The 21,822-nt window shown below is 43.9% G+C and carries 15 protein-coding genes; 9 read left to right on the top strand and 6 right to left on the bottom strand.

The genetic code is table 11. The features are described 5' to 3' along the window. Nucleotides 1–34: 34 nt before the first annotated feature. Entirely contained in the window at nucleotides 35–1,870 is a 1,836-nt protein-coding gene (gene glmS, locus FSB76_RS15870; protein ID WP_147054957.1) for a glutamine--fructose-6-phosphate transaminase (isomerizing), read from the top strand. Nucleotides 1,871–1,991: 121 nt separating this feature from the next. On the opposite strand, the gene FSB76_RS15865 is transcribed toward glmS, so the two are convergent. Next, nucleotides 1,992–3,482 carry a catalase gene (locus FSB76_RS15865; RefSeq protein ID WP_147054955.1) on the bottom strand — a complete coding sequence of 497 codons (1,491 nt, stop codon included), beginning with the start codon at nucleotides 3,480–3,482 and terminating at the stop codon, nucleotides 1,992–1,994. Between the two features lie 92 nt (nucleotides 3,483–3,574). Here FSB76_RS15865 and FSB76_RS15860 point away from each other — a divergent pair, with 92 nt between their 5' ends. The 3 genes from FSB76_RS15860 (at nucleotide 3,575) to FSB76_RS15850 (ending at nucleotide 8,293) form a co-directional block, all read left to right on the top strand. Continuing rightward, on the top strand, nucleotides 3,575–4,510 hold the full coding sequence (locus FSB76_RS15860; RefSeq protein WP_147054953.1) for a hydrogen peroxide-inducible genes activator: 936 nt from the start codon (nucleotides 3,575–3,577) through the stop codon (nucleotides 4,508–4,510). Nucleotides 4,511–4,712: 202 nt separating this feature from the next. Then, nucleotides 4,713–7,130, top strand: a complete 2,418-nt coding sequence (locus tag FSB76_RS15855) for a TonB-dependent receptor (protein WP_147054951.1) — start codon at nucleotides 4,713–4,715, stop codon at nucleotides 7,128–7,130. Further along, the gene (locus FSB76_RS15850) at nucleotides 7,130–8,293 is read left to right on the top strand and encodes a PepSY-associated TM helix domain-containing protein (protein WP_147054949.1); all 1,164 of its coding nucleotides are present in this window, start codon (nucleotides 7,130–7,132) and stop codon (nucleotides 8,291–8,293) included. Before FSB76_RS15855 ends, FSB76_RS15850 begins: the two co-directional genes overlap by 1 nt. A gap of 199 nt (nucleotides 8,294–8,492) precedes the next feature. On the opposite strand, the gene FSB76_RS15845 is transcribed toward FSB76_RS15850, so the two are convergent. Then, on the bottom strand, nucleotides 8,493–10,262 hold the full coding sequence (locus FSB76_RS15845; RefSeq protein ID WP_147054947.1) for a tetratricopeptide repeat-containing sensor histidine kinase: 1,770 nt from the start codon (nucleotides 10,260–10,262) through the stop codon (nucleotides 8,493–8,495). 37 nt (nucleotides 10,263–10,299) lie between these two features. Next, the gene (locus FSB76_RS15840) at nucleotides 10,300–10,515 is read right to left on the bottom strand and encodes a hypothetical protein (protein ID WP_147054946.1); all 216 of its coding nucleotides are present in this window, start codon (nucleotides 10,513–10,515) and stop codon (nucleotides 10,300–10,302) included. A 415-nt stretch (nucleotides 10,516–10,930) separates the two neighbouring features. Between FSB76_RS15840 and FSB76_RS15835 the strand changes: the two genes are divergently transcribed. The 4 genes from FSB76_RS15835 to cfa all read left to right on the top strand — a co-directional run bounded on the left by FSB76_RS15835 (nucleotide 10,931) and on the right by cfa (nucleotide 14,469). Beyond that, nucleotides 10,931–11,671, top strand: coding sequence for a hypothetical protein (locus FSB76_RS15835; RefSeq protein ID WP_147054944.1), 741 nt, complete (start codon nucleotides 10,931–10,933; stop codon nucleotides 11,669–11,671). Nucleotides 11,672–11,707: 36 nt separating this feature from the next. Beyond that, nucleotides 11,708–12,496 (top strand): hypothetical protein, encoded by a 789-nt coding sequence (locus tag FSB76_RS15830; RefSeq protein ID WP_147054943.1) that lies wholly within the window; start codon nucleotides 11,708–11,710, stop codon nucleotides 12,494–12,496. Between the two features lie 214 nt (nucleotides 12,497–12,710). Further along, on the top strand, nucleotides 12,711–13,277 hold the full coding sequence (locus tag FSB76_RS15825; RefSeq protein ID WP_147054941.1) for an SMP-30/gluconolactonase/LRE family protein: 567 nt from the start codon (nucleotides 12,711–12,713) through the stop codon (nucleotides 13,275–13,277). A gap of 76 nt (nucleotides 13,278–13,353) precedes the next feature. After that, nucleotides 13,354–14,469, top strand: a complete 1,116-nt coding sequence (cfa, locus tag FSB76_RS15820; protein WP_147054939.1) for a cyclopropane fatty acyl phospholipid synthase — start codon at nucleotides 13,354–13,356, stop codon at nucleotides 14,467–14,469. 316 nt (nucleotides 14,470–14,785) lie between these two features. Here the strand turns inward: cfa and FSB76_RS15815 are convergent, their stop codons facing one another. Both FSB76_RS15815 and FSB76_RS15810 read right to left on the bottom strand, forming a co-directional pair. After that, nucleotides 14,786–16,564 (bottom strand): cellulase family glycosylhydrolase, encoded by a 1,779-nt coding sequence (locus FSB76_RS15815; RefSeq protein WP_147054937.1) that lies wholly within the window; start codon nucleotides 16,562–16,564, stop codon nucleotides 14,786–14,788. Nucleotides 16,565–16,689: 125 nt separating this feature from the next. After that, complete coding sequence (locus FSB76_RS15810) at nucleotides 16,690–18,102, bottom strand: glycoside hydrolase family 30 protein (protein ID WP_147054935.1); 1,413 nt, start codon at nucleotides 18,100–18,102, stop codon at nucleotides 16,690–16,692. Between the two features lie 308 nt (nucleotides 18,103–18,410). Here FSB76_RS15810 and FSB76_RS15805 point away from each other — a divergent pair, with 308 nt between their 5' ends. After that, entirely contained in the window at nucleotides 18,411–18,782 is a 372-nt protein-coding gene (locus tag FSB76_RS15805) for a response regulator (RefSeq protein WP_147054933.1), read from the top strand. Nucleotides 18,783–18,859: 77 nt separating this feature from the next. Here FSB76_RS15805 and FSB76_RS15800 read toward each other — a convergent pair whose 3' ends face one another. After that, on the bottom strand, nucleotides 18,860–21,793 hold the full coding sequence (locus tag FSB76_RS15800; protein ID WP_147054932.1) for a TonB-dependent receptor: 2,934 nt from the start codon (nucleotides 21,791–21,793) through the stop codon (nucleotides 18,860–18,862). Between the last annotated feature and the right edge of the window lie 29 nt (nucleotides 21,794–21,822).

Here is a 21,822-nt window from a genome sequence, read left to right as displayed (position 1 = left end):
ATTTTTGCTCCATTTACATTTTATAAAATTTACTATGTGCGGAATTGTTGGTTATATAGGTTACAGAGATGCTTATCCCATCATTATAAAAGGACTTCATCGTTTAGAATACCGGGGGTATGACAGTGCCGGTGTTGCCCTGTTAGATAAAGAGCTTAAGGTTTATAAAAAGGCCGGCAAGGTTGATGACCTTGAAAACTTTGTAAAAGGTATTGACCTTAAAGGATCAATAGGTATGGGGCACACCCGCTGGGCAACACACGGCGCACCAAGCGACCGTAACTCGCACCCACACTCGTCTGGCAATCGTAAGCTTACCATAATACATAATGGTATTATCGAAAACTACGGCGTTATTAAAGAAACGCTTACAGCCAAAGGCCACGTTTTTAAAAGTGATACCGATACCGAGGTGCTCATTCACCTGATAGAAGATATCATGGACCAAACAGGCCTTGGCCTGCGCGAGGCAGTAAGGGTATCACTTACTAAAGTTATTGGCGCCTATGCCATAGTGATCATGAGCGCCGATGAACCCGATTTGCTGATAGCAGCACGTAAAGGTAGCCCCATGGTGATTGGTGTTGGCAAAGGCGAATACTTTATAGCATCAGACGCAACGCCTATTGTGGAGTACACCAAAAATGTGATCTATTTAAACGATAACGAAATTGCCTACATACACCGCGATAACCTGTTGATCAAAAACATTGACAACTCGGTTCAAACACCCTACATCCAGGAGCTTGACCTAAAGCTGGAAATGCTGGAAAAAGGCGGCTACGAGCATTTTATGCTGAAAGAGATTTACGAGCAGCCGCGCTCTATCCGCGATTGCTTACGCGGCCGTATTTACCCGCAGCAAGGTAAAGTACAATTGGGTGGGATAAAAGAATATACGGAGAAGCTCAAGAACGTAGACAGGATCATCATTATTGCCTGCGGTACCTCATGGCATGCTGGCCTGGTTGGTGAGTATTTGATTGAGGAATACGCCCGTGTACCTGTTGAGGTGGAGTATGCTTCGGAGTTCAGATACCGCAACCCTATCATCACCGAGAAAGATCTGGTAATAGCCATCTCCCAATCCGGCGAAACTGCCGATACTATGGCAGCAATAGAGTTGGCCAAAGAAAAAGGGGCTACTATTTTTGGAATTTGCAACGTGGTGGGTGCGTCCATTCCGCGCACCACTCATGCCGGTGTTTACACACATGCGGGGCCCGAAATTGGCGTAGCTTCAACCAAAGCGTTTACAGCCCAGGTAAGTGTTTTAACGCTGATAGCGTTTTATATAGCCCAGCAGCGTGGTAAAATAACCCAAAGCAAGCTGGTGGAATATTTAACCGAATTGAACCAGATCCCTCAACTGGTTGAGGAAGCTTTAAAATGCAACGATCATGTAGTAAAAATTGCCGCCAAGTTTAAAGACTCGACTAATTGCCTGTTCTTGGGCAGGGGCAGTTCATTCCCCGTTGCATTAGAGGGCGCTTTAAAGCTGAAAGAGATCTCCTATATCCATGCCGAGGGCTATCCTGCTGCCGAAATGAAACATGGCCCTATCGCCTTAATTGATGATGATATGCCGGTGGTTGTAATTGCAACCCAAAGCTCATCGTACGAAAAGGTAATAAGTAATATACAGGAGGTAAAAGCCCGCAAAGGCCACGTAATAGCCATTGTTACCGAAGGTGATACCGAAGTAAGAGAAATGGCCGACTATGTAATTGAGATATCCCAAACCCACGAAGCGTTTGTGCCGCTAATAGCAACTATACCATTACAATTACTGGCTTACCACATAGCTGTTATGAGGGGCTGTAATGTTGACCAGCCAAGAAATTTGGCTAAGTCGGTTACGGTGGAGTAGGTTTTAGGTGGTACGTTGTAAGTTATACGTTTTTATTTATTGCAAAAGCCGATAGTAGTTGCTATCGGCTTTTTTGCTTTAGGCTGTCTACGTAAAACCTACAACGTCCAACGTAAAACCTCTAAGCCGGCATATGTTTCATTGTTTCTGACAGGTCAAGCTGCAGGCCTTTGGCTATGGCCATGCCCAGGTTAATATCTGCACGGAACCAGTGGCAAAGCTGGCGGTTGGTAATCAGGTCTTTCTTCGGCCCATCTATACCGCTCATGGAGTTTACTATATTATTAATCAAATCCTGCTTTTGTTGGGCATCCATTAACCGGTACAAATTGCCGGGCTGTGTGTAATGGTCGTTTTCGCCTTCGGCATTGCGGTCGTACCAATCGCCAACAGAGCTGCCAAAATCCCAGGCGGGTTCTTTATAGCTTTGGTCGGCCTCAATGTCATCAAAACTGTTGGGAAAGTAATTAGGTGCCGATCCGCCATTGCCATTAACCGCCATTGCGCCATCCCTTTGGTAATTGCTTACCAGGTAAGGGCATTTATTAACCGGTATTTGCTCGTAATTGCCCCCTAAACGGTAACGGTGCGCGTCCGGATAGGATAAAATACGGCCTTGCAGCATCTTATCCGGCGAGTAACCAACACCATCAATAACGTGAGCCGGGGCAAAAGCAGCCTGCTCAACATGGGCAAAATAATTATCGGGGTTTTCATTCAATTCCAATACACCAACATCAATCAGCGGGTAATCACCATGTGGCCACACTTTAGTTAAATCAAATGGGTTGATGTGGTAGGTTTTGGCATCAGCCTCGGGCATTACCTGTATTTTCATGGCCCATTTCGGAAAATCGCCGTCATCAATATGGGTTAGCAAATCATGTTGTGCAAAATCAGGAGCTTTGCCGCGCATCTCGCCGGCTTCGGCATCGGTAAAGTTTTTGATGCCTTGCAGGGTTTTAAAATGAAATTTAACCCAAAATCTTTCGTTCGCGGCATTAATAAATGAAAAGGTATGGCTGCCAAAGCCATCCATATGGCGATAGCCGTAAGGCGTACCCCTATCGCTCATCAAGATGGTTACCTGGTGCAGGCTTTCGGGGTTTAACGACCAAAAATCCCACATTATGGTAGCGCTTTTGCAATTGGTATACGGGTCGCGCTTTTGCGTGTGGATGAAGTCGCCAAATTTTTTGGGGTCTTTTATAAAAAACACAGGGGTGTTATTGCCAACTAAATCCCAGTTACCATCCTCCGTATAAAACTTAATGGCAAAGCCCCGCGGGTCGCGCTCGGTATCTGCCGATCCTTTTTCGCCACCAACCGTCGAAAATCGAAGAAACAATTTGGTTTGCTTGCCAATGGCGTTAAAAACTTTTGCCCTGGTGTATTTGCTTATATCATGTGTAATTGTCAGTGTGCCGTATGCCCCGGAACCCTTGGCGTGCACAACACGCTCAGGTATCCGTTCGCGGTTAAAGTGTGCCATTTTCTCGTGCAGAATAAAATCCTGCAACAGGATTGGGCCCCGTGGCCCCGCGGTTTGCGAGTTCTCGTTTTCGGCGTAAGGCTTGCCCGAGGCTGTTGTCAGTTTCTTTTTAGTTTCCATAAATACTTGGTTTTGTAATTCAAACTTCAGCATAATAATTCAATAGAGAAAATCAATAATTACTATATTTGTATAGAGTTTATCTATATCAAATGACCATAACACAACTGGAATACATTGTAGCTGTTGATACTTATCGCAGCTTTGTTTTAGCTGCCGAAAAGTGTTTTATTACACAGCCTACCTTAAGCATGCAGATACAAAAACTGGAGGATACCCTCGGTGTAAAAATATTCGACCGCAGTAAACAGCCTGTTACGCCTACCGAAATTGGCATCGAAATAATTACCCAGGCCCGCATTATGCTATCTGAAAGTGAAAAGATCAAGGAGATTATCACCGACAGGCAAAAAGAGCTATCGGGCGAATTAAGGGTTGGTATTATCCCCACCGTATCGCCTTACATTTTACCAAAAATCATCCACGGGTTTATTGAAAAATACCCGCAGGTAAAGCTTGTGGTATGGGAGCAAACAACCGAAGAAATTGTACAGCAGTTAAAACTGGGGATGATTGATTGCGGAATATTGTCAACTCCGCTGCATGAAAGTAGCTTGACGGAGATTCCCGTTTTTTATGAAAATTTTGTAGCCTACGTATCTAAAAACAGCAAGCTTTCAAAAAAGAAAAACATCACCCCCGATGACATTGATATGGAGGAGATATGGATACTGAACGAAGGGCATTGCATGCGCGAACAGGTATTAAATATTTGCCAGCGCCGCAAGGCCACCAAGGGTTTCCAGCATTTTGAATACAATACCGGCAGCGTTGAAACCCTTAAACGCATGGTCGATCAGAACAATGGCGCCACCATATTACCCGAGCTGGCCCTTGCCGAGTTAAACGATAAACAGCTGGACAAAGTGCGCTATTTTAAATCGCCCGAACCAGCCCGCGAAGTAAGCATCGTTATCCAACGCAATTTTTTGAAGCGCCGCCTGATTGAAGCCCTCAAAAACGAAATACTTGAGTTTGTACCCAAGCGCATGAAGAGTAAGAAGAAAAAAGAGGTGATGGATATATAGGATTTTCGATTTCGGATGTTCGATTTCGGATTTTTGAAGGTGCGGATTGTAAATGTGCAGATGAGCAAAGCGATTCCTGTGGGCCGGCCTTGATACTTGATACTAACTACTTGATACTTGTTTAGAATCTTTCTAAATAAATTTGGATGAATTGTCATAATGGATTACTTTTGGTCATTATTTATAATTAGTCTAAATAAAAATGAATCAACTCCAACCCTACTTTTACAAACTATTTTCTATTGTTCTTTTGCCTGTACTGTTACTTTTAATGGTTACAACGGCATTTGCTCAGCAAAATCGGGGAACCGTTAGCGGGCACGTGGTTACCAATACCAATAAGCCGGCCGACAATGTTTCGGTGATGTTAAAGGGCACCAAATATGGCGCTGTTACTAATGACGACGGCGATTTTAGCTTCAGGGCGCCGCAGGGCAAATACACGCTGGTAGTTTCGCAGGTTGGCAGCCAAAGTCAGGAGGCGACCGTTGAGGTTATCGCCGGTAAAACTACTGTTATGCCGCAGTTCACCGTATCTGACGCTACCCACGGCTTGCAGGAAGTAAATATCAACGCCAATAAAACCAATAAGTTTAAACGCAACAAAAGCGTTGATGTATCTAAAATGCCTTTGAACAACCTGGAAAACGCTTCGGTTTACAATAGTATCAGCAGCCAGTTATTACAGGAGCAACAGGTGTTTTCGATTGATGACGCCATACGCAACGCATCGGGAATCCAAAAAATGTGGGAGGCAACCGGTCGCGGCGGCGATGGTGGCGCTTATTATGCCAGTCGCGGTTTTGTGGTACAATCTGCATTGCGCAACGGTATTGCCGGTAATGTTACCAGCCAGATTGATGCATCCAACATCGATCGTATCGAGATTATAAAAGGCCCATCGGCCACTTTGTTCGGTAGCAGTCTTACGTCATACGGAGGCTTAATTAATCGCGTAACCAAAAAGCCCTATGACTCATTTGGCGGCGAAGTGTCCGCCTCTGCAGGTAACTTTGATTTTCAGCGTGTAAGTGCCGATATTAACATGCCGCTCGACGCTCAAAAAAAAGTATTATTCCGTTTAAACACAGCTTATAACCACGAAGGCAGCTTTCAAAACACTGGTTTTAACCGCACGGTTGCTGTGGCGCCAAGCCTGGTTTATAACGCTACCGACAGGTTAAGCATTGCGGTAGATGCAGAGTTGTTTTACGGAAAAAGCATTGGTAAGCCCATCTTCTTTTTCCCGTATGGCGTTACCATTGCCCAGCTTGGGCACAACCGGGCTGATGAACTTCCTATCGATTACAAGCAATCATACATGGGGAATGATTTAACGGAAACATCAAGAAGCACCAATTTTTATGGCGAAGTAAAATATAAGATCTCCAATTCATGGACTTCGCGTACCAACATCGCATCAACCCATAGTTACTCTGATGGTTTTGGCCCTTACTATTACCTGCTTCCAGGCGATTCTGTTTCCCGCAATGATCAGTCGACCCGCAAAAGCAAGGATGACATGATCGAGATTCAGCAAAACTTTAATGGCGATTTCAAGATTGGCAAATTCCGGAACCGGTTTGTGGGCGGGCTTGATTTTTTCAGGGATAACTCCAATCAGTACTTCTTCGGCAGCACCTTGGATACCGTATCATTAAAAGGGAACCAAAATTACAGCAACTTTAACAAAGCCGCTATGGATGCCATGTATGCTACCGGCACCTTCGGCTTTACCTACCCGGCCATTTATATCCGTAACACCTATAGTGCATATGTATCTGACGTATTTAACATTACCGATCAGTTACTTGCATCGGCAGCCCTGCGGGTAGATCGTTTTGTTAATATCGGCAATTACGATCCTACTACCAAAACAAGGTATGGCGCTTACCAGCAAACTGCATTTTCGCCAAAATTTGGCCTGGTTTATCAGCCTGTGAAAGATCATGTATCCTTGTTTGCCAATTACCAAAACAGTTTCCGTAACCAAACCGGCATTACCGAAGATAATAAACCACTTAAACCCGAGCACGCCAACCAAATTGAAGGCGGTGTTAAGCTGGATTTGTTTGAGGGTAAGTTAAGCAGCACCATTAGCTATTACGATATTAAAGTTAAAGATATCACCCGCCCATCAGCTACGCCAAACCGGGTTATCCAGGATGGCACCCAGTTGAGCAAAGGCATCGAGGCCGAGGTGATTGCCAACCCTATTGCCGGCCTAAATGCTGTATTGGGCTTCTCGTACAACGACTCTAAGTACGATGCTACCACCAATGCCGATGTGGCCAACCGTCGCCCGGGAACAGCGTCTTCGCCATACCTGGCCAATTTTTGGGTAAGTTATCGTTTACAAAAAGGCACTGTCAAAGGTTTAGGATTTGGATTTGGCGGCAACTACGCCAGCGATAACAAAATTATTAACAGTGTAAGCCAGGGTGTATTTACCCTGCCGGCATACACCATTTTTAATGCCTCTGCATTTTACGACCTGAAAAACTACAGGATAGGCACTAAGATGGATAACCTTACCAACCAAAAATACTGGATAGGTTATACCACCGTTAACCCGCAAAAATTAAGAAACTACGCCCTTACATTTACCTATAAATTTTAATGATAACCTTTAAAAAAGGCATACTATTTGCGCACCGCTGGCTTGGCTTTATATCCGGGCTGGTGGTGTTTATTGTGAGTATTACCGGCTGTATATTTTGTTTCCAGGACGAGATTCAGGATGCCATTCACCATTATCGCCATGTAGATAACCTGTATAAACCATACCTGCCGCCATCTGTACTAAAGGCCGAAGGTTTAAAAGGATACCCGGGCGCTACAGCCAGCTATATGTATTATTATGGGGCCGACAGGCCGGCCGGTGTACTGGTGAATTTGCCGAAGGATAAGGGGATGTTGTATGTATACCTGAACCCTTATACCGGCAAGGTTACCCACACGGAAAACCCGATGCACAATTTTTTTATAATTGTTGAATACATTCATTTGTACCTGCTATTGCCGCCCAAAATAGGCGGATTGGTAGTGGGGATATCGGTTATTATATTTGTGGTGCTCATGATAACAGGCATCATCCTGTGGTGGCCTAAACGTAAAACCGACCGCAAGAGAAGCTTAACCATAAAATGGAACGGCCGCTGGCGCCGGGTTAATTACGATTTACATAATGTATTAGGTTTTTATGCCACCGGCGTCGCCCTGATTTTAGCTATCACAGGCTTATCTATCGCCTTCGACTGGATGAGAGAAGGCATATATACCACAGCCAACCTTGGCAAGGCCTATCCCCAGGAAAAAGCAGTGTTAAAATCGGATTCGGTTTTAAGGGGAAAAACCAATACGCGCTTTGTGATAGATAAAGCTTTTGAAGCCGCCCAGACAGGATCGCCCCGGGCCGAAATGTTTTTGCTGTTTGATGATGCGTCCGCTTCGGGAACTATCGGCATAAGCGCCTACGCGCAAAGCCTGCATTATTACAAAAGTGATGAGTATGCTTTTGAAAAGTATACCGGCAAAATGCTCAAGAAAACCAGCCATGCCCAAAAAAGCCCCGGCATGAAAATGAATAACATGAATTACGATTTGCATGTTGGCCAGGTGCTGGGCCTTACAGGTAAAATCATTGCTTTTTTAGCCAGCCTGATCTGTGCTTCGCTGCCCATAACAGGGTTTATCATTTGGCTGGGCAAGCGTAAAAAAGGCAAATCAAAAAAAGGAAAAGAGGTGGCGCACAGGCGGGTGGTAAAACAGATGGGCGTTTAATATATTGTAGCGTTAAGTCAACAGTACTAAGTCGTAAGTCTAAAGTTGATTTTTTCTTTTTTGGCCTGGAACTTAAGACTTTTGGCTAAAGACTATCCACCAATTATCGATGACACGACAGCAGCACAATGTTAATGTCTGATATTTTTGACTTAGAAACTGATACCAACTACTGACCACTAACCGCTCCCGATTACAACTAACCGCTAACCGGTACATATACCGATACCAGCGTACCCCTGCCAACCTGCGAATCCAGCTCGACTTTGCCTTTCAAAAAATTAATCCGCGAGCGCAGGTTGTTCAGGCCCATGCCGCTATAAGCTTCGGGGTTGGCGGCATCAAAGCCCAGGCCGTTATCTTCAATAGTAAGGCTGATGTTTGTCTCGTCCCTAATCAGCGAGATGTCTAAACGGCTTGCGTTAGCGTGTTTCATTACATTGTTCACGCTTTCCTGTAAAACACGGTACAAAATAATTTCGATGGTATCGTCAAACGGCGAATCAAAGCCTTTGCTGTAAAAATTTATAGCGATGGTATCGTTTTCAATATTCTCAATAAAGTGTTTAATCACCTGTGCAAGGCCTGTTTTATGGAGCGCCCATGGCATCATGTTGTGCGATATGGTGCGCACTTCCCTAAAGCCATAGTCAACCAGGTTTATTGCCTTTTCAAATCGCTTTCGCTGGTCATCGCTTACAAAAGGCAGCTCGCCGCCAATAACCGTTAAATTAATTTTTGCTGCCGACATGGTTTGGCTTACACTATCATGCAAATCCTGCGCAATGCGCCTGCGCTCACTTTCTTCGGTTTCAATAATAGCCTGCATGGCCGCGTTGCGTTGCTTTAGCTGCGCCTGCTTATAAAAAACAAAAACTATCAAAAGCACCAGCAATACAAAAACAATAATGCCTATCATCCAATAATTGCGTTTGGTTATTTCAAACTGCTGTTTCAGTAACTGGTCTTCCCGCTGCGTTATTTCATACTTGGTTTGCAGTTCATCAATAGTTTTTGAGTTTTTGGCGGTGCTTAATATGGCATGCTTTTTTAAGTAGAAAAGCGATTGTTTGTAATCGCCCATCTGTCCATACAAATCGGCTATCTCATTAACAGCGCTGTTTTGCATGTCGGTATAATTTATTTGCGTGGCGTATTGCAAACAACTTTGCAAAGCATCCAGCGCCTGCGGATACATCCTGTTGCTTTTGTACAACTGCCCCAGGTTAAAATAATTAATGGTAAGCGCCAGGGTATCGTTTAATGCTTTTTTTGTTTCTATCGTTTTCAAAATGTCGGGCGCCTGGATGCTTTTTTGTTTCATACTGCCCAAAACATCTCCCATAAAATTATGGCTATAAGCTTCGGAAGTGTTTTCCTTTGCCTTTTTTACAAAATCAAGCGAGTCGCCGATGTCAAAAGATTGCCTGTAGTAATTTAGTGCCTCTCGGTAATTTTGCCCGTCTTCATACAGTTGGCCAAGTCCGCTTAATGCCATCATCAGCGTTTTACGCGTGCCCGTTTTGGGTGCAATGTCTATCGCTGCATTGTAAAGGCTAATGGCCTTATCGTAATTTTTTTGTTTGGCATACACCTGTGCTAACGCGATATAATCATCAGCCAAAACATGCTGCTGGTTTAGGGTGCCAAGCATATCCACAGCCTTACCGTAGTAATGGGCTGTAGAATCATAATTGCCTTTTAAAAAATAAATTGCACCTATGCTTCTGAGCATTAAACCGGTTACTTTTTTATCATGAAGTTTCATGGCAAGGTTTAGCCCTATCCGGGCAACAGGCAAAGTTTCTTCTTTATTTTCGGCGGTTAGATAAGCTACAGTTTTTTCGGCAGCGATTAAGCGCGTTTGGGCCGGCGATGTACCAACCACTATTTTTTTTAAGCTATCAATATTCTGACCGAAACACGGAAGGATAATTGAAAAAAACAAAAGTAGCAACAAGTATTTCATATCCGGGTGTATGGCCCCAGTTAAAGATAGCAATTTATCAGCTTTGAAAAAAAAACTCCGATTGTATAACAATTATTAGTAATGCTGATATTACGGCCAGTACCGAAAACAATGTTTGCCTTTGCTTAGCACCCTGAATATCAGGAATTTTACCGGTACCCTGTAATTTGTTGAATTTTAGTTTGTAAACACGCGACAACACCACAAAAACAACCGGGGTACAATAAGCTAAGTATTCTAAAATGGTTGTCATATCCTTAATTTTAAGTGAAACAAATTGGTTTTTAAGCAGCCAATAAATGCAGCCTGCTGTTGCCTGCTATATTTATTGAGCTTTGCATACCACAATTTTATGGAGTATTAAAAAGGCACACAATACAAAGCAATTGGTATTTTTTGTAGGACCGATAAAGTGTAGATTTACAAATAATTAGTACAATAAAAAGAAAAACAGAAAAGACTACCGGCCCGACGCAATGCCGGATGCGTTTGTTAATGCTGATTTAAGTGCTGATAAATTAAAAAACACTAACTTTAATATGGATTACCTGCGCAGCGCGTAAACCAATAAAATGGCCAACAACTAACAAAATATAATATAGTTCAGCAAAACATAATCAATCATTTTATATCTGCTACCTGCTTTTATAAAAAAAGATAGTCATTTAATGGAAACATACCTGATCAAAAAAGCAAGAAAAATCAAAGCCAGCGGCAAAATGCTGGTGGCCTTGGTTTTTACTACTATAACCATTGCCTGCTGCCTAAACCAGGCAATAGCACAAAGCAAAACTAATCAGTCCGATTGGAATGTACCGCCGCCGGTGCCGCCCCCCCTGCATCCCGGTACCCAGGTAAAAGTTGGTAGCAATGGCAAGCCTTCATTGGATAAACCCGTTTCGCTTAGCCTGAGTGATATTCCGCCGGTTGCATTGCCGCCCGCGCCGCCCGTTCAAATACCGGTTTTGGCAGCTATTTCAACAACGTCGCCGATGGTAAATAGTCCCGACCAGCCAACTATATTGGGCATTGGGGCCAACCTGCCCGAAATTCCCATGCCCGGTGCACCCGAAACCCCGGCCTTACCAAAACAATCCCTGCGCGATTTACCGGTGACATCCATTCCCGAGCTGCCCATACCTACATCGCCTGAATTGCCTGCTTTACCTGCCGAGCCGGTGCCATCGGGCCAGCCCGCACCCGCAAACGTATTAATGCCAGCTATGCCCGAGGTGCTTAACCCGGTTACCCCTAACCTGCCCGCAAACAGCGGTGGATTAGAACCATGGCCCAGCCCAGGGATTCCTGAAAACGCCAATTTTAAGCTGATTACAACAGCCGTAAAAGGAAGCAGCTCAGGCAGCGTTAAAGGCACGCAAAAAGTTAAATCTAAATCAGTTATAAAATAAAACAGGTTGGCTTAGCAATAGGCCATATAATATATCATGGTATATTTAAAACATATATTTATTATAACACTAACATTTATTGGCAGTGTTACCTGTGCGCAAATTAGATTTAAAACAGGCGATGAATTTCAACGGCAGGTGATTACCAAATCAAATTGTGTTTTACAACGTGGCGGCCAAACATTGCATGTTGGCTCGGTTTCAAACATTGTTAAAACCTATAAAGTAACAGATGCAACCGAAAGAAGTGCCTCTGTTACTATCATAACCGATAAGTTGATTGATACAGTAAATGCAATGGACCAAAACCTGGTGTACAATTCGGCCAAACCAGGCGATCCGAATTCAATAATTCATGCCGGCTTACAAAAAATATTGAATACCCGGCCGGTAGTTTCTGTAAATCATAAAGGCGAAGTATTGAATTTAAAACGCCCGGTATCGGTAGATGATACGCTATTGTCATTCACCGGCATCCAGCCCGAACGTTTGTTGCCCGGCAGCACCTTGCAGTTTATGGTCGATTTCCCGGTAAACCCAACACTAAAAAAAGGCTATACATGGACAGATGCCACCAAAGCTGCCGAAACCAGTTATACCATTTACGCTGTAAGCGGGCGCACTACTACCATAACCTACAAAACATCGGTTTTAGGCGGCAATTTAAATAGCCGCATTAACGGATCAATATTGATAGATAACCTTACGGGGATTGTTTTAAAACGCTACTCTCAAAGCGTTTCTACCGGGTACGAAATGGTAAACGGCGTTGTTTATACCGCTACCCGCCGGACGGCTATTACCGAGGTGAGTGTTAAAAAGTAGAAGTATCTATATGCCTGGTCGCCTGTTCTTAGTATTTATCCTTTTCAGCTGCTCTTCCTGTTCCTCCCAGGAAAATATAGGTTTGATTAAAAACTGGCATAGTTATCCAGTGCCTGTTAACCAGGATTCACTTATAAAATATAATTGGGCTGTTACTGGCTGGGCCGTATCTCTCAGCGATAATGAGATACATGTAGGGAGCGAGAAGGATAGGATGACTTCAAAAGACTTACCTTTTAAGGCAGATGTTAATAAAGAAGATAAAATTACCGTAGGCGAAGTATCTTATCTGAAAGTTGATGACGGTTTAATTATTGGTTTCAACAGAGGCGAATGGGGAGGCAGTCTTTATTGGTTTACTGCCGACGGCAAAAAGCATTACAAAATATCGAACGACCAGGTAATACAATTTACGCAGAAAGATGGCAGGAATTATGCCATACAGGGTTTAAACCACATGGGATTTTCACAGGGGAGTATCATAACTATTGATAAGAAAAACGGCAGGTGGACATCGAACACTTATTTCAAATTACCGGATGCTCCGGAGGTTTTCACTACTGACAACGCCGGCGATTTTTATATTGTAACGTCCAGTCGGATTTTGAAAATTAATAAAAGTGGCAAAGCAGTTACTTTGATTGCAGATGGATTTTGGTCGCAAGGCTTATATCCAAATTCTGTAGTGGTCAAAGATGGTATATTATATGCGGGCATGCGCGGCGGCGTGCTTAAGTATGAAATAAAAAACAATAAACAAACCTGGTTATTGAACCATTGAGCAATGCCAGCCTTGGCAACCTTGCGTTAATGTCAGAAAAAAGATATCTTCACCCCAAAACTTAAAATACTACCGTATGAGTTCGTCAAAAGAAATTTTTGAAAAAATGTTTGCCGGGGGCGATATAAAAATAAACGGTGATAACCCCTGGGATATAAAGGTAAATGATGAAAGAACCTATGACAGATTGCTTAGCGATGGAATGATAGGCTTTGGCGAATCATACATGGATGGCTGGTGGGAATGCCCTGCCTTAGACGAGTTTTTTTACAGGATGATGTATTACCGGATTGACAAATTAATCCCCAAAAACTTTAACACTATAAAATTTGCGCTTAAAGCCAAATACCTGAACATGCAAACCAAGACAAAGTCTAAAAAGGTTGCGCATATGCATTATAATATAGGCAATGATCTTTACAGGGGCATGTTGGATAAACGCATGATATACACCTGCGGTTATTGGAAAACGGCCCAAACACTTGATGAAGCGCAGGAAGATAAGCTCGACCTGGTGTGCCGGAAGCTGAAGCTGGAACCGGGAATGCGCATGTTGGATTTAGGGTGCGGATGGGGAGGTTTAGCTAAATTTGCAGCCGAAAGATATGGTGTAAGCGTGGTTGGTGTTAATATTTCTGAAGAGCAGGTTAACCTGGCCCGCGAAGCCACTAAAGGCTTACCTGTCGAGATCAGGTTAATGGATTACCGGGATATAAATGAAAAGTTTGACCGCGTTGCCAGCGTTGGCCTAATGGAGCATGTTGGTTACAAAAATTACCGCAGTTTAATGGAAGTAGCAGCCCGCTGTATGGATGACGATGGGATTTTCCTGTTACACACCATAGGCGGCAACTTTTCGCAAACAAAAACTGACCCATGGATAGATAAATATATTTTCCCTAACGGTATGTTGCCATCGCCGCCGCAAATTAGTACCGCGGCCATGGGCCTGTTTACTTTAGAGGACTGGCACAACTTTGGCGTTTACTATGACCGTACCTGCATGGAATGGCTGCACAACTTTAAACGAACCTGGCCCGAGATAAAGGATAAATATGGCGATACCTTTTACCGTATGTGGGAGTTTTACCTTAACGGCTGCGCGGCATCGTTCAGGGCACGCAAAAACCACCTATGGCAAGTAGTATACAGAAAATCGAAAAGTTTAGGATTGTATGAGCCGGTGAGGTAGGGGTACTGATTTACAAACAATAGCCTTGCATTGCCTTATGTCATTGCGAGGAACAAAGCAATCGCGAACTGTGTAGTGTAGACTTATAAAGTTCGCGATTGCCGCGCTACGCTTATAATGACGTGTTTATAAGTTATTGACTGTCACTATCAAATCGAGGTACGAAGCAATCCCCTACATGCTAAGTCCCACATCGTTCGGGATTGCTTCGTACCTCGCAATGACGGTAGTTTAGAGCATTCGTTTAACTATATCCCTGGCACGTCATAACGGCTTTTTTCAGCTTTAAACAGTTTTTAACCGCACAGGCGACCCGCTACTTCCCCTTATCAAACTTCATCCAATGCAGGTTAAAGCCGCCCATATCTGCATAAATCCTTACTTTATTACTGCCGGCTTTTAGCTTAATATTTTTTAGTTCGATGACCTGCCATTTTTTAAAGCCCCCGGTGGCGGGAATATCGATAGCCTGTTTAATTCCGTTAACATCCAAGGTTATTTTGCCATCATCGGCAGCTGCCGCTATTTTAAGTTTTACGGTGTAGATACCGGGTGCCATGGTTTTCACCGTATATTGCAGCCATTCGCTTTTTTCAATATCAGTTACATAGTAGCTGTTGTACGCGGCAGAATCTTTTGCGATATCTACCCCATCGTTACGGTACATGTGCCCATTGTTGCCTTTGCCGTACTTACCGGTTGATACGTGGTAATCGGCAGTATCGGTATCAAAGTAGGCGTAGCCATTGCGGCCCAGGTCATAATCTACCGCGTTGATGATAGTGCCGTTGGTAATCTTATTGGCCTTAAACGGTTTGGTTACGGTTGTATGGGGCTGCCTGAAAATGGCATCTATCACATCATGGTGAATAATGGCGTTTTCCAGTTTGGCATAAGTGGCCATTTCTAAAGTGCCGCTGTAAACATTACTTTCTTTGGGCTTGTTACGGCCGGTGTTCAGATAGTTGGTAACATCATCATAATTCGGGTTAGATGGTATCTCTATAGGATTATTATTCCCCATCTTTTTTAACGGCCAAAGCGCCCAGCCGATATTATTTTTCTCTAACAGGCCGATGGCTTCGGTTAGCCATACGTTAGAGTTTTCGCCGGTTTCGCCAAGCCATACGGGCATATTGTACTGGTCGCGGGTTTTTACAATATGCGCTACCGATTTTTGGTCGTTATAGTTCCAGTATTTGTGAAAACTAAGCACCATGTTTTTATCCCAGGCCGGCAAAATGCCGTTATAGTTGTTGCCCCAGCCATTGCCTTCAATAATAATAATGTGCTTTTTATCAACCTGGCGTATAGCCGTGGTAATATCAACCATTAGTTTTCTTAGCGGGGCATTGGTTTTTTCCTTCAGGCCATTTTTATCATTCGCCGGGTCATCAAAGCCAAAGTTGGGTTCGTTAATAATATCATAACCGGCTATGTTAGGTTCGTTTTTATACCTGTCGGCAAGTTTATGCCAAAGGGCAATCATTTTTTGCTTATTGGCGTCGCTATCCCACAACGAGGGGTTATCGGTATTCCTGTCAGATATGTTCAGATCGTTACCCTGGCCGCCCGGGGTGGCATGCAAATCAAGTATCAGGTACATATGGTTGGCCTTGCACCAGGCCAGCAGGTCGTCGGTCATTTTAAAGCCTTTGTCTATCCAGGTATTTTTCCCGGCAACGGGTTCTTTTTCTATAGGGAGCGTATACAGGTTATAATGCATGGGCAGCCTAACCGAGTTAAAGCCCCAGCGGTGCATCGAATCCACATCAATTTTACGGGTGTTGTTGGCCAGCCAGGTATCGTAAAACTCTTTGGTTTCTGCCGGCCCCATCAGCTCCTCCAGCCGCTCGCGGATGCGGTACTGGCGGCTATCTTTGGTTACATGCAGCATGTAACCCTCCTGTAGCATCCAGCCGCCAAGGCCCATGCCGCGCAGCAGCACGTTTTTGCCTTTTTCGTCGGTTATTTTTTTTCCATCGGCCTTTAAAAAGCCCTGTTGCGCCTGGCTTTGTACCGATATAAAGGAGGCCGCGGCCAATACCAGCAAGCCCTTGCAAGAAAATATATTTTTAACAGATTTTTTTAACATGTTATTAGCGATTATTATAACGTTTATTTTAAGAGAGCCAAGATATTAGAGTCAAGAACCAAGAAAGAAAAAAGTAACAGCCTTTTGCGCTCATCTTGATTCTTGACTCTTAATTCTATTTTCACCTACCAGGTATAAGTACCAACAGATCCTTTATCCAAATGAGCGGCAAGCATTTTGCCGGCGTAGCTGATATCAAAATCCTGCGCGGCTTCGCTGGTATTGGCCACTATTAAAACCTTTTTGCCATCGGGGGTTTTAAAAGCCACGTTTGGCAATTTATCCAGGTTGTTTGATGCTATGCGTACCGAACCTGGCCTCACAAATTTTGATGCATGCGCTATGGTATAATAAGCCACATTTTTTTTTACCTCATTTTTATTGATAGTAACCGCGCCCTGGCATGACGGGCATCCCCCCCTATCGGTATAAGGTTTATAATCCTGGTCGGCGGCCAGGTTCCATTCCAGTACGTTGCGGCTCCAGTTGCGGGTTGCGCCAATAATCAGGTTTTTTAAGGGCCATCTCATATCAATGGTCGATTCGTTTTCGGGCTCAACCACCATCTGTTCGGTAAAGTAAACGTTCTTTTCGGGGTGGGCGTTGTGTACGGTACTTAGGGCGCTGATATCGCCGCCATATAAGTGAAAACCCGAGCCATCGATATATTTGGCTGCCGCCTTATCGTTTAATATCGAAATTGGGTAGTCGGGCCGGTCGCAGTTATGATCGTACAAAATAATTTTTGTTTTGATGCCGGCTGCTTTAAAGGCAGGGCCTAAGTTGTTTTTGATAAAAGCGCCTTCATCGGCTGCAACCAATAGTAAGCTGGGATTATTGCCGGGGTGTAAAGGCTCGTTTTGTACGGTAATGGCATCTATGTTTATGCCCTGCGCTTTCATCCCCTGTATGTATTTTACAAGGTATTTAGCGTAGGTTCCCCAATATTCGGGTTTTAGCCTGCCGCCGCGGGTATCGTTGTTAGTTTTCATCCATGCCGGAGGCGACCATGGTGAACCTAATATTTTTATTGAAGGGTTAATAGCCAGTATCTGTTTCATCACTGGTATTACGTCGTGCTTATCGGGGCCAAGGTCAAAATGTTTTAACGTAGGGTCGGTTTGGCCGGCGGGCATGTCATCGTACGAGAAAGCTTTTTCATTTAAGTCAGATGCGCCTATGCTCAACCGCAAATAGCTTACCCCAATGTTGTTATCATTAACCGCAAACAGGTTTTTTAACAGCGCAACGCGGCTATCAGCACTCATGCGAATGATGTGCATGGCGCTGCCGCCGGTAAGCGCAAAGCCAAAACCATCAATAGGCTGGTAAGTTTGCTTATCATCCACCGTAATGGTAACATCATTGGGCTTGCCCCCTGCCTTAAACTCCAGCGCTTCTTTTTGCTTAGCAAACAATGCCGACCTATCGGCTTTGGTAAGCCAAAGGCTGGCCGCTGTTGTTTTTTGGGCTGATGCTATGGTAGCGGTACACATCAGCGCTGCCGCCGATAAAAACGAAATGACATGTTTATTCATCAAACAAATATTTAACGGGTTATACATAATTCAAAACAGGCTTTGAAAAGGCCGGAAGGCAATTGGTTGAGTAAATTTATTATTGTTTTTGAGATATAACCGCATAAATTATTAAGTAACCAACAATTTACGTGTATTAGTTACACAAAGGTACCGGATAACAACTATACCGGGACTAAGTGGTATTAAACTGACCGGATTATACATCTAAAAAGGCGCTTTATAATGGGCAGGAGTGCCATTTAATTAGAACCTAAATTTATTTGCTTTTATTAAAAATAAACTATATTTTCACTTGCACTATCCACATGAGAGACTCGAATAAAAAGATCATCATTTTTGATGATGACGAAGACATCCTTTCTATATGCAGTTATATTTTAGAAGAGCAAGGCTGGGAGGTTTTTACATTCACTGATTGCAATAATATAACCGAAAAAGTATCGCGCGTTTTACCGGATGTTATACTCATGGATAACTGGATTCCGGATGCCGGCGGCATTATTGCCACCCAAACGTTAAAAAAATCCGAAGAATTAAAAAACATCCCGGTAATTTATTTCTCGGCCAATAGCGATATCCAGATCCTGGCCAGCAATGCCGGCGCCCAAACCTACCTGGCCAAACCGTTTGACCTGGAGGAGTTGGAAAAGGTTATCAGCAAAGTGCTGATTAGTTAATAAACATTAAATTTTTATTTTACAATATACAACAAGGCCCCATCTGTTTAGGATAGGGCCTTGTTAGTTTATGCCTTTTATTGCGGGCCGCCAGGGCCGCCTCCTGGACCGCCGCCTCCCGGACCTCCACCACCGGGGCCACCACGCTCGCCACGCGGCCTGTCGCCCCTAATGTCCTGGGTTGGCGCTTTACCGGCAAACTTTTGCAGGCGCAGGGTAAAGGTAAGCAGGTAATAACGTGCAAGCCTGTTCACGCTCGATTGTGTAATTGAACTGGTAGTTGTTGTTGATGAAAAGCCGGTATTTTGATTAAACAAATCAAATGCCGAAAGGCGCAATGTAGCCACCTTGTTTTTCAGGAAACGGCGCTCAACATATACGTTTAAAATGTTGGGGTTGGTTATCTGGATGTTTGAGGTATAACCATAGTTGGTTGCCTTGGTATAATCGTAGCTAAATACCCAATCGCCAAAATAGTTTTTGCCGTTAAGGCCAATGTTCCAGGTTTTTATATTGGTTAAACCATCGTTAACCGGGTTTTTTATCGAGTTGTTTGTGCGGTTGATGGCATAGTTGGTTAAAATTTGTGCATCGATGATATTCGGCAAATCAACCCTGAACCTGATTTCGGGCGTAAATACCAGGTTTTTAGCAATGTTTTTTTGTTGTGCCGCGGCAATTTCTTCGGCAGTAGCCGCAAGCGGATCGCCGGTAACCGTGGTTAAATAACCAACATTATTATTGTACTGGGCGGTACCATTTAGGGTAACCGAGTATTTACGCTCGGCCCATGGTTTTGAATAGGTTACACGGCCGGTAAAGTTATAAAAGCCATCTGCATTTAAGTATTGGGTAAAAATTCGGCTGGAAGTGGTTGACGAAATAGCGTTGGTTACAATTTGATTGGATATGTTTTGATAGGTAAAGTTTGCAAAAAACACGTTGCCTGTGGTAAAGCTAAAGTTGTTATACCTGATAGATATATTGTTGGTGAACGCAGGTTTCAGGTATGGGTTACCCTGTACCGGGTACAACGCGTTCGAAAAATCAATAACCGGCTGCAACTGGGTAAAACTTGGTGCTGCGTTTGATCCGTTATAGTTAACCGCGAATGTTTTGCTGCGCGAAAAATTATAAATATAGCGGGCTGTAGGTATAATATTAAAGGTGTTTTTATGCGTATCAGGGATGGTATTGTTTGATACGGAGTGGCCATCCAAGGTTGAGGGCTGAACCGCCAGGCCCAAAGTATAGTTATACTTTTTCTCGATAAACCTATAGTTTAAGCCAACCTTATTGGTGGTAAACGTATAATCAAATTTGTTTGACAGCAAATCATACACATTCCAGGTTTGGGCGTTACTTAGGGTATCAGTTTCCTTATTATTTACCGTTGCCGAATGATTTAAGGCGTAATTAAGCTCAAGATACGATCGTGTGCCCAATGGCTCAAGGTATGAAAGGTTTACACCAACACTATTGGTACGGCTATAGGTATTAATAATCTGGTTTTCAGGAGCGGTTTGCTGTGTGCCCGGAACAAAATTATAAATGGGGTTTTGATACGAAGTGGTTGGCGCGGAGCTTGCCGATGCAAAAATGCTTAAGTTACGACGATGCGGAAATTTATGGTTATACAATGCTGTAATACCGTAATTAGGCGATTGCGAATCGCCATTGGTAGTAGAGGTGTATGCCGAAGCAAGCGTTCCTTTCCGGGTAAGGTTTACACTATCCGATTCGTTGGTGTTGGTACTGCCGTATGAAAAAGATGGTACCACTTTTAAGTAATTAACAGTATCCGGCTTATACTCCATGTTCCAGTTAAAGCGGTGATTTATATTCTGATCTTTTTCAAGGCTTAACTGATGCTGCTCGCTTGGGTTAGCGGCAGAAGTATTCTGTTGAAAAATATTGTTATTGGTGCTTGTAGTATTATCCGCAAAGCTATAGCTGCCATATACGGCCAGTTTTTTGCCCCACTGATCGCGAAAGTTTATACCTATTGATTTTGCATCGGTTAAACCATTTTGAGCGGTAATTAGGCTTCCGCCGCCGCCACCGCCACGGCCCGCGTTACCACGGCCACCGCCGCCGCCAAAACCACCGCCGCCACCACCACCCGTAGTGCCGAATGAGAAGGTATTAACATTGGTATTATTGATGCTTCCCTGCACCGCAATTTGCTGATCGCCGTGAAAATTGAAAATATTTAATGATCCTATATACCGGTTTTTATTGGGCACGCCCTGGTCTTGCGGCAGTGCATCGCGGCCATCGCCGGCAGTTGCCTGGGCGGTATAGCCATAGTTTTTATCTTTCCTGATGGTAATGTTCATTACCTTGGTAGGGTCGCCGGTTTTAATGCCGGTAAGGTTGGCCTGGTCGCCGTAATCGTCAATCATCTGTATGTTTTCAATAATATCGGCAGGCAGGTTTTTGGTGGCGCTTTGCACATCACCGCCCATATAATCCTTGCCGTTTATCCGCACCTTGGTAACCTGTTTGCCCTGTGTGGTAATATTGCCGTTTACATCTACATCCACACCGGGCAGCTTTTTTATCAAATCTTCGGTGGGCGCGTTCGCACGTACTTTGTAGGCAGCCGCGTTGTATATTACTGTATCCTCTTTAAGGGTAATGGGGTTGGCGGCCCCTATAATGTTTACCTGGCCAAGCAAATTTGTTTCGGCCTTTAACAATATCAACCCCAAATCTACCGGCTTGGTGTTATCCTCCAGGGCAAAGTGCTTTTTTATTGCAGTAAACCCAATTGACGATATGGTGAGCGTTATTTTACTCCCTTTAACACCCGCAAACCTGAATTTACCATTAGCATCTGCAACGGTTAATGAGCTATCGCCGGCATCGTTTACCAGTTTTACACTGCTGCCGGGCAAACTTAGTTTGGTTGTATCGGCAATGGTACCGCTAATATCGCGCGCAGTTTGGGCGTGGGCGCCAAGGGCGCATAACAAAAAAATACTTAAAGTAAAAATTAGGGGTTTCATGATATATGTTCAGCTACAAGTGTATTCAT

Source organism: Mucilaginibacter ginsenosidivorax (assembly GCF_007971525.1).
GTDB classification, from domain to species: Bacteria; Bacteroidota; Bacteroidia; order Sphingobacteriales; family Sphingobacteriaceae; genus Mucilaginibacter; species Mucilaginibacter ginsenosidivorax.
Note: the sequence above shows the minus strand (reverse complement) of the source record. Positions and strands in the feature narration are given on the sequence as shown.

Excerpts from the sequence above, each read along its gene's own strand:
- glmS (WP_147054957.1), top strand. The coding sequence starts at position 35 with ATGTGCGGAATTGTTGGTTATATAGGTTACAGAGATGCTTATCCCATC.
- FSB76_RS15865 (WP_147054955.1), bottom strand. The coding sequence starts at position 3,482 with ATGGAAACTAAAAAGAAACTGACAACAGCCTCGGGCAAGCCTTACGCC.
- FSB76_RS15860 (WP_147054953.1), top strand. The coding sequence starts at position 3,575 with ATGACCATAACACAACTGGAATACATTGTAGCTGTTGATACTTATCGC.
- FSB76_RS15855 (WP_147054951.1), top strand. The coding sequence starts at position 4,713 with ATGAATCAACTCCAACCCTACTTTTACAAACTATTTTCTATTGTTCTT.
- FSB76_RS15850 (WP_147054949.1), top strand. The coding sequence starts at position 7,130 with ATGATAACCTTTAAAAAAGGCATACTATTTGCGCACCGCTGGCTTGGC.
- FSB76_RS15845 (WP_147054947.1), bottom strand. The coding sequence starts at position 10,262 with ATGAAATACTTGTTGCTACTTTTGTTTTTTTCAATTATCCTTCCGTGT.
- FSB76_RS15840 (WP_147054946.1), bottom strand. The coding sequence starts at position 10,515 with ATGACAACCATTTTAGAATACTTAGCTTATTGTACCCCGGTTGTTTTT.
- FSB76_RS15835 (WP_147054944.1), top strand. The coding sequence starts at position 10,931 with ATGGAAACATACCTGATCAAAAAAGCAAGAAAAATCAAAGCCAGCGGC.
- FSB76_RS15830 (WP_147054943.1), top strand. The coding sequence starts at position 11,708 with ATGGTATATTTAAAACATATATTTATTATAACACTAACATTTATTGGC.
- FSB76_RS15825 (WP_147054941.1), top strand. The coding sequence starts at position 12,711 with ATGACTTCAAAAGACTTACCTTTTAAGGCAGATGTTAATAAAGAAGAT.
- cfa (WP_147054939.1), top strand. The coding sequence starts at position 13,354 with ATGAGTTCGTCAAAAGAAATTTTTGAAAAAATGTTTGCCGGGGGCGAT.
- FSB76_RS15815 (WP_147054937.1), bottom strand. The coding sequence starts at position 16,564 with ATGTTAAAAAAATCTGTTAAAAATATATTTTCTTGCAAGGGCTTGCTG.
- FSB76_RS15810 (WP_147054935.1), bottom strand. The coding sequence starts at position 18,102 with ATGAATAAACATGTCATTTCGTTTTTATCGGCGGCAGCGCTGATGTGT.
- FSB76_RS15805 (WP_147054933.1), top strand. The coding sequence starts at position 18,411 with ATGAGAGACTCGAATAAAAAGATCATCATTTTTGATGATGACGAAGAC.
- FSB76_RS15800 (WP_147054932.1), bottom strand. The coding sequence starts at position 21,793 with ATGAAACCCCTAATTTTTACTTTAAGTATTTTTTTGTTATGCGCCCTT.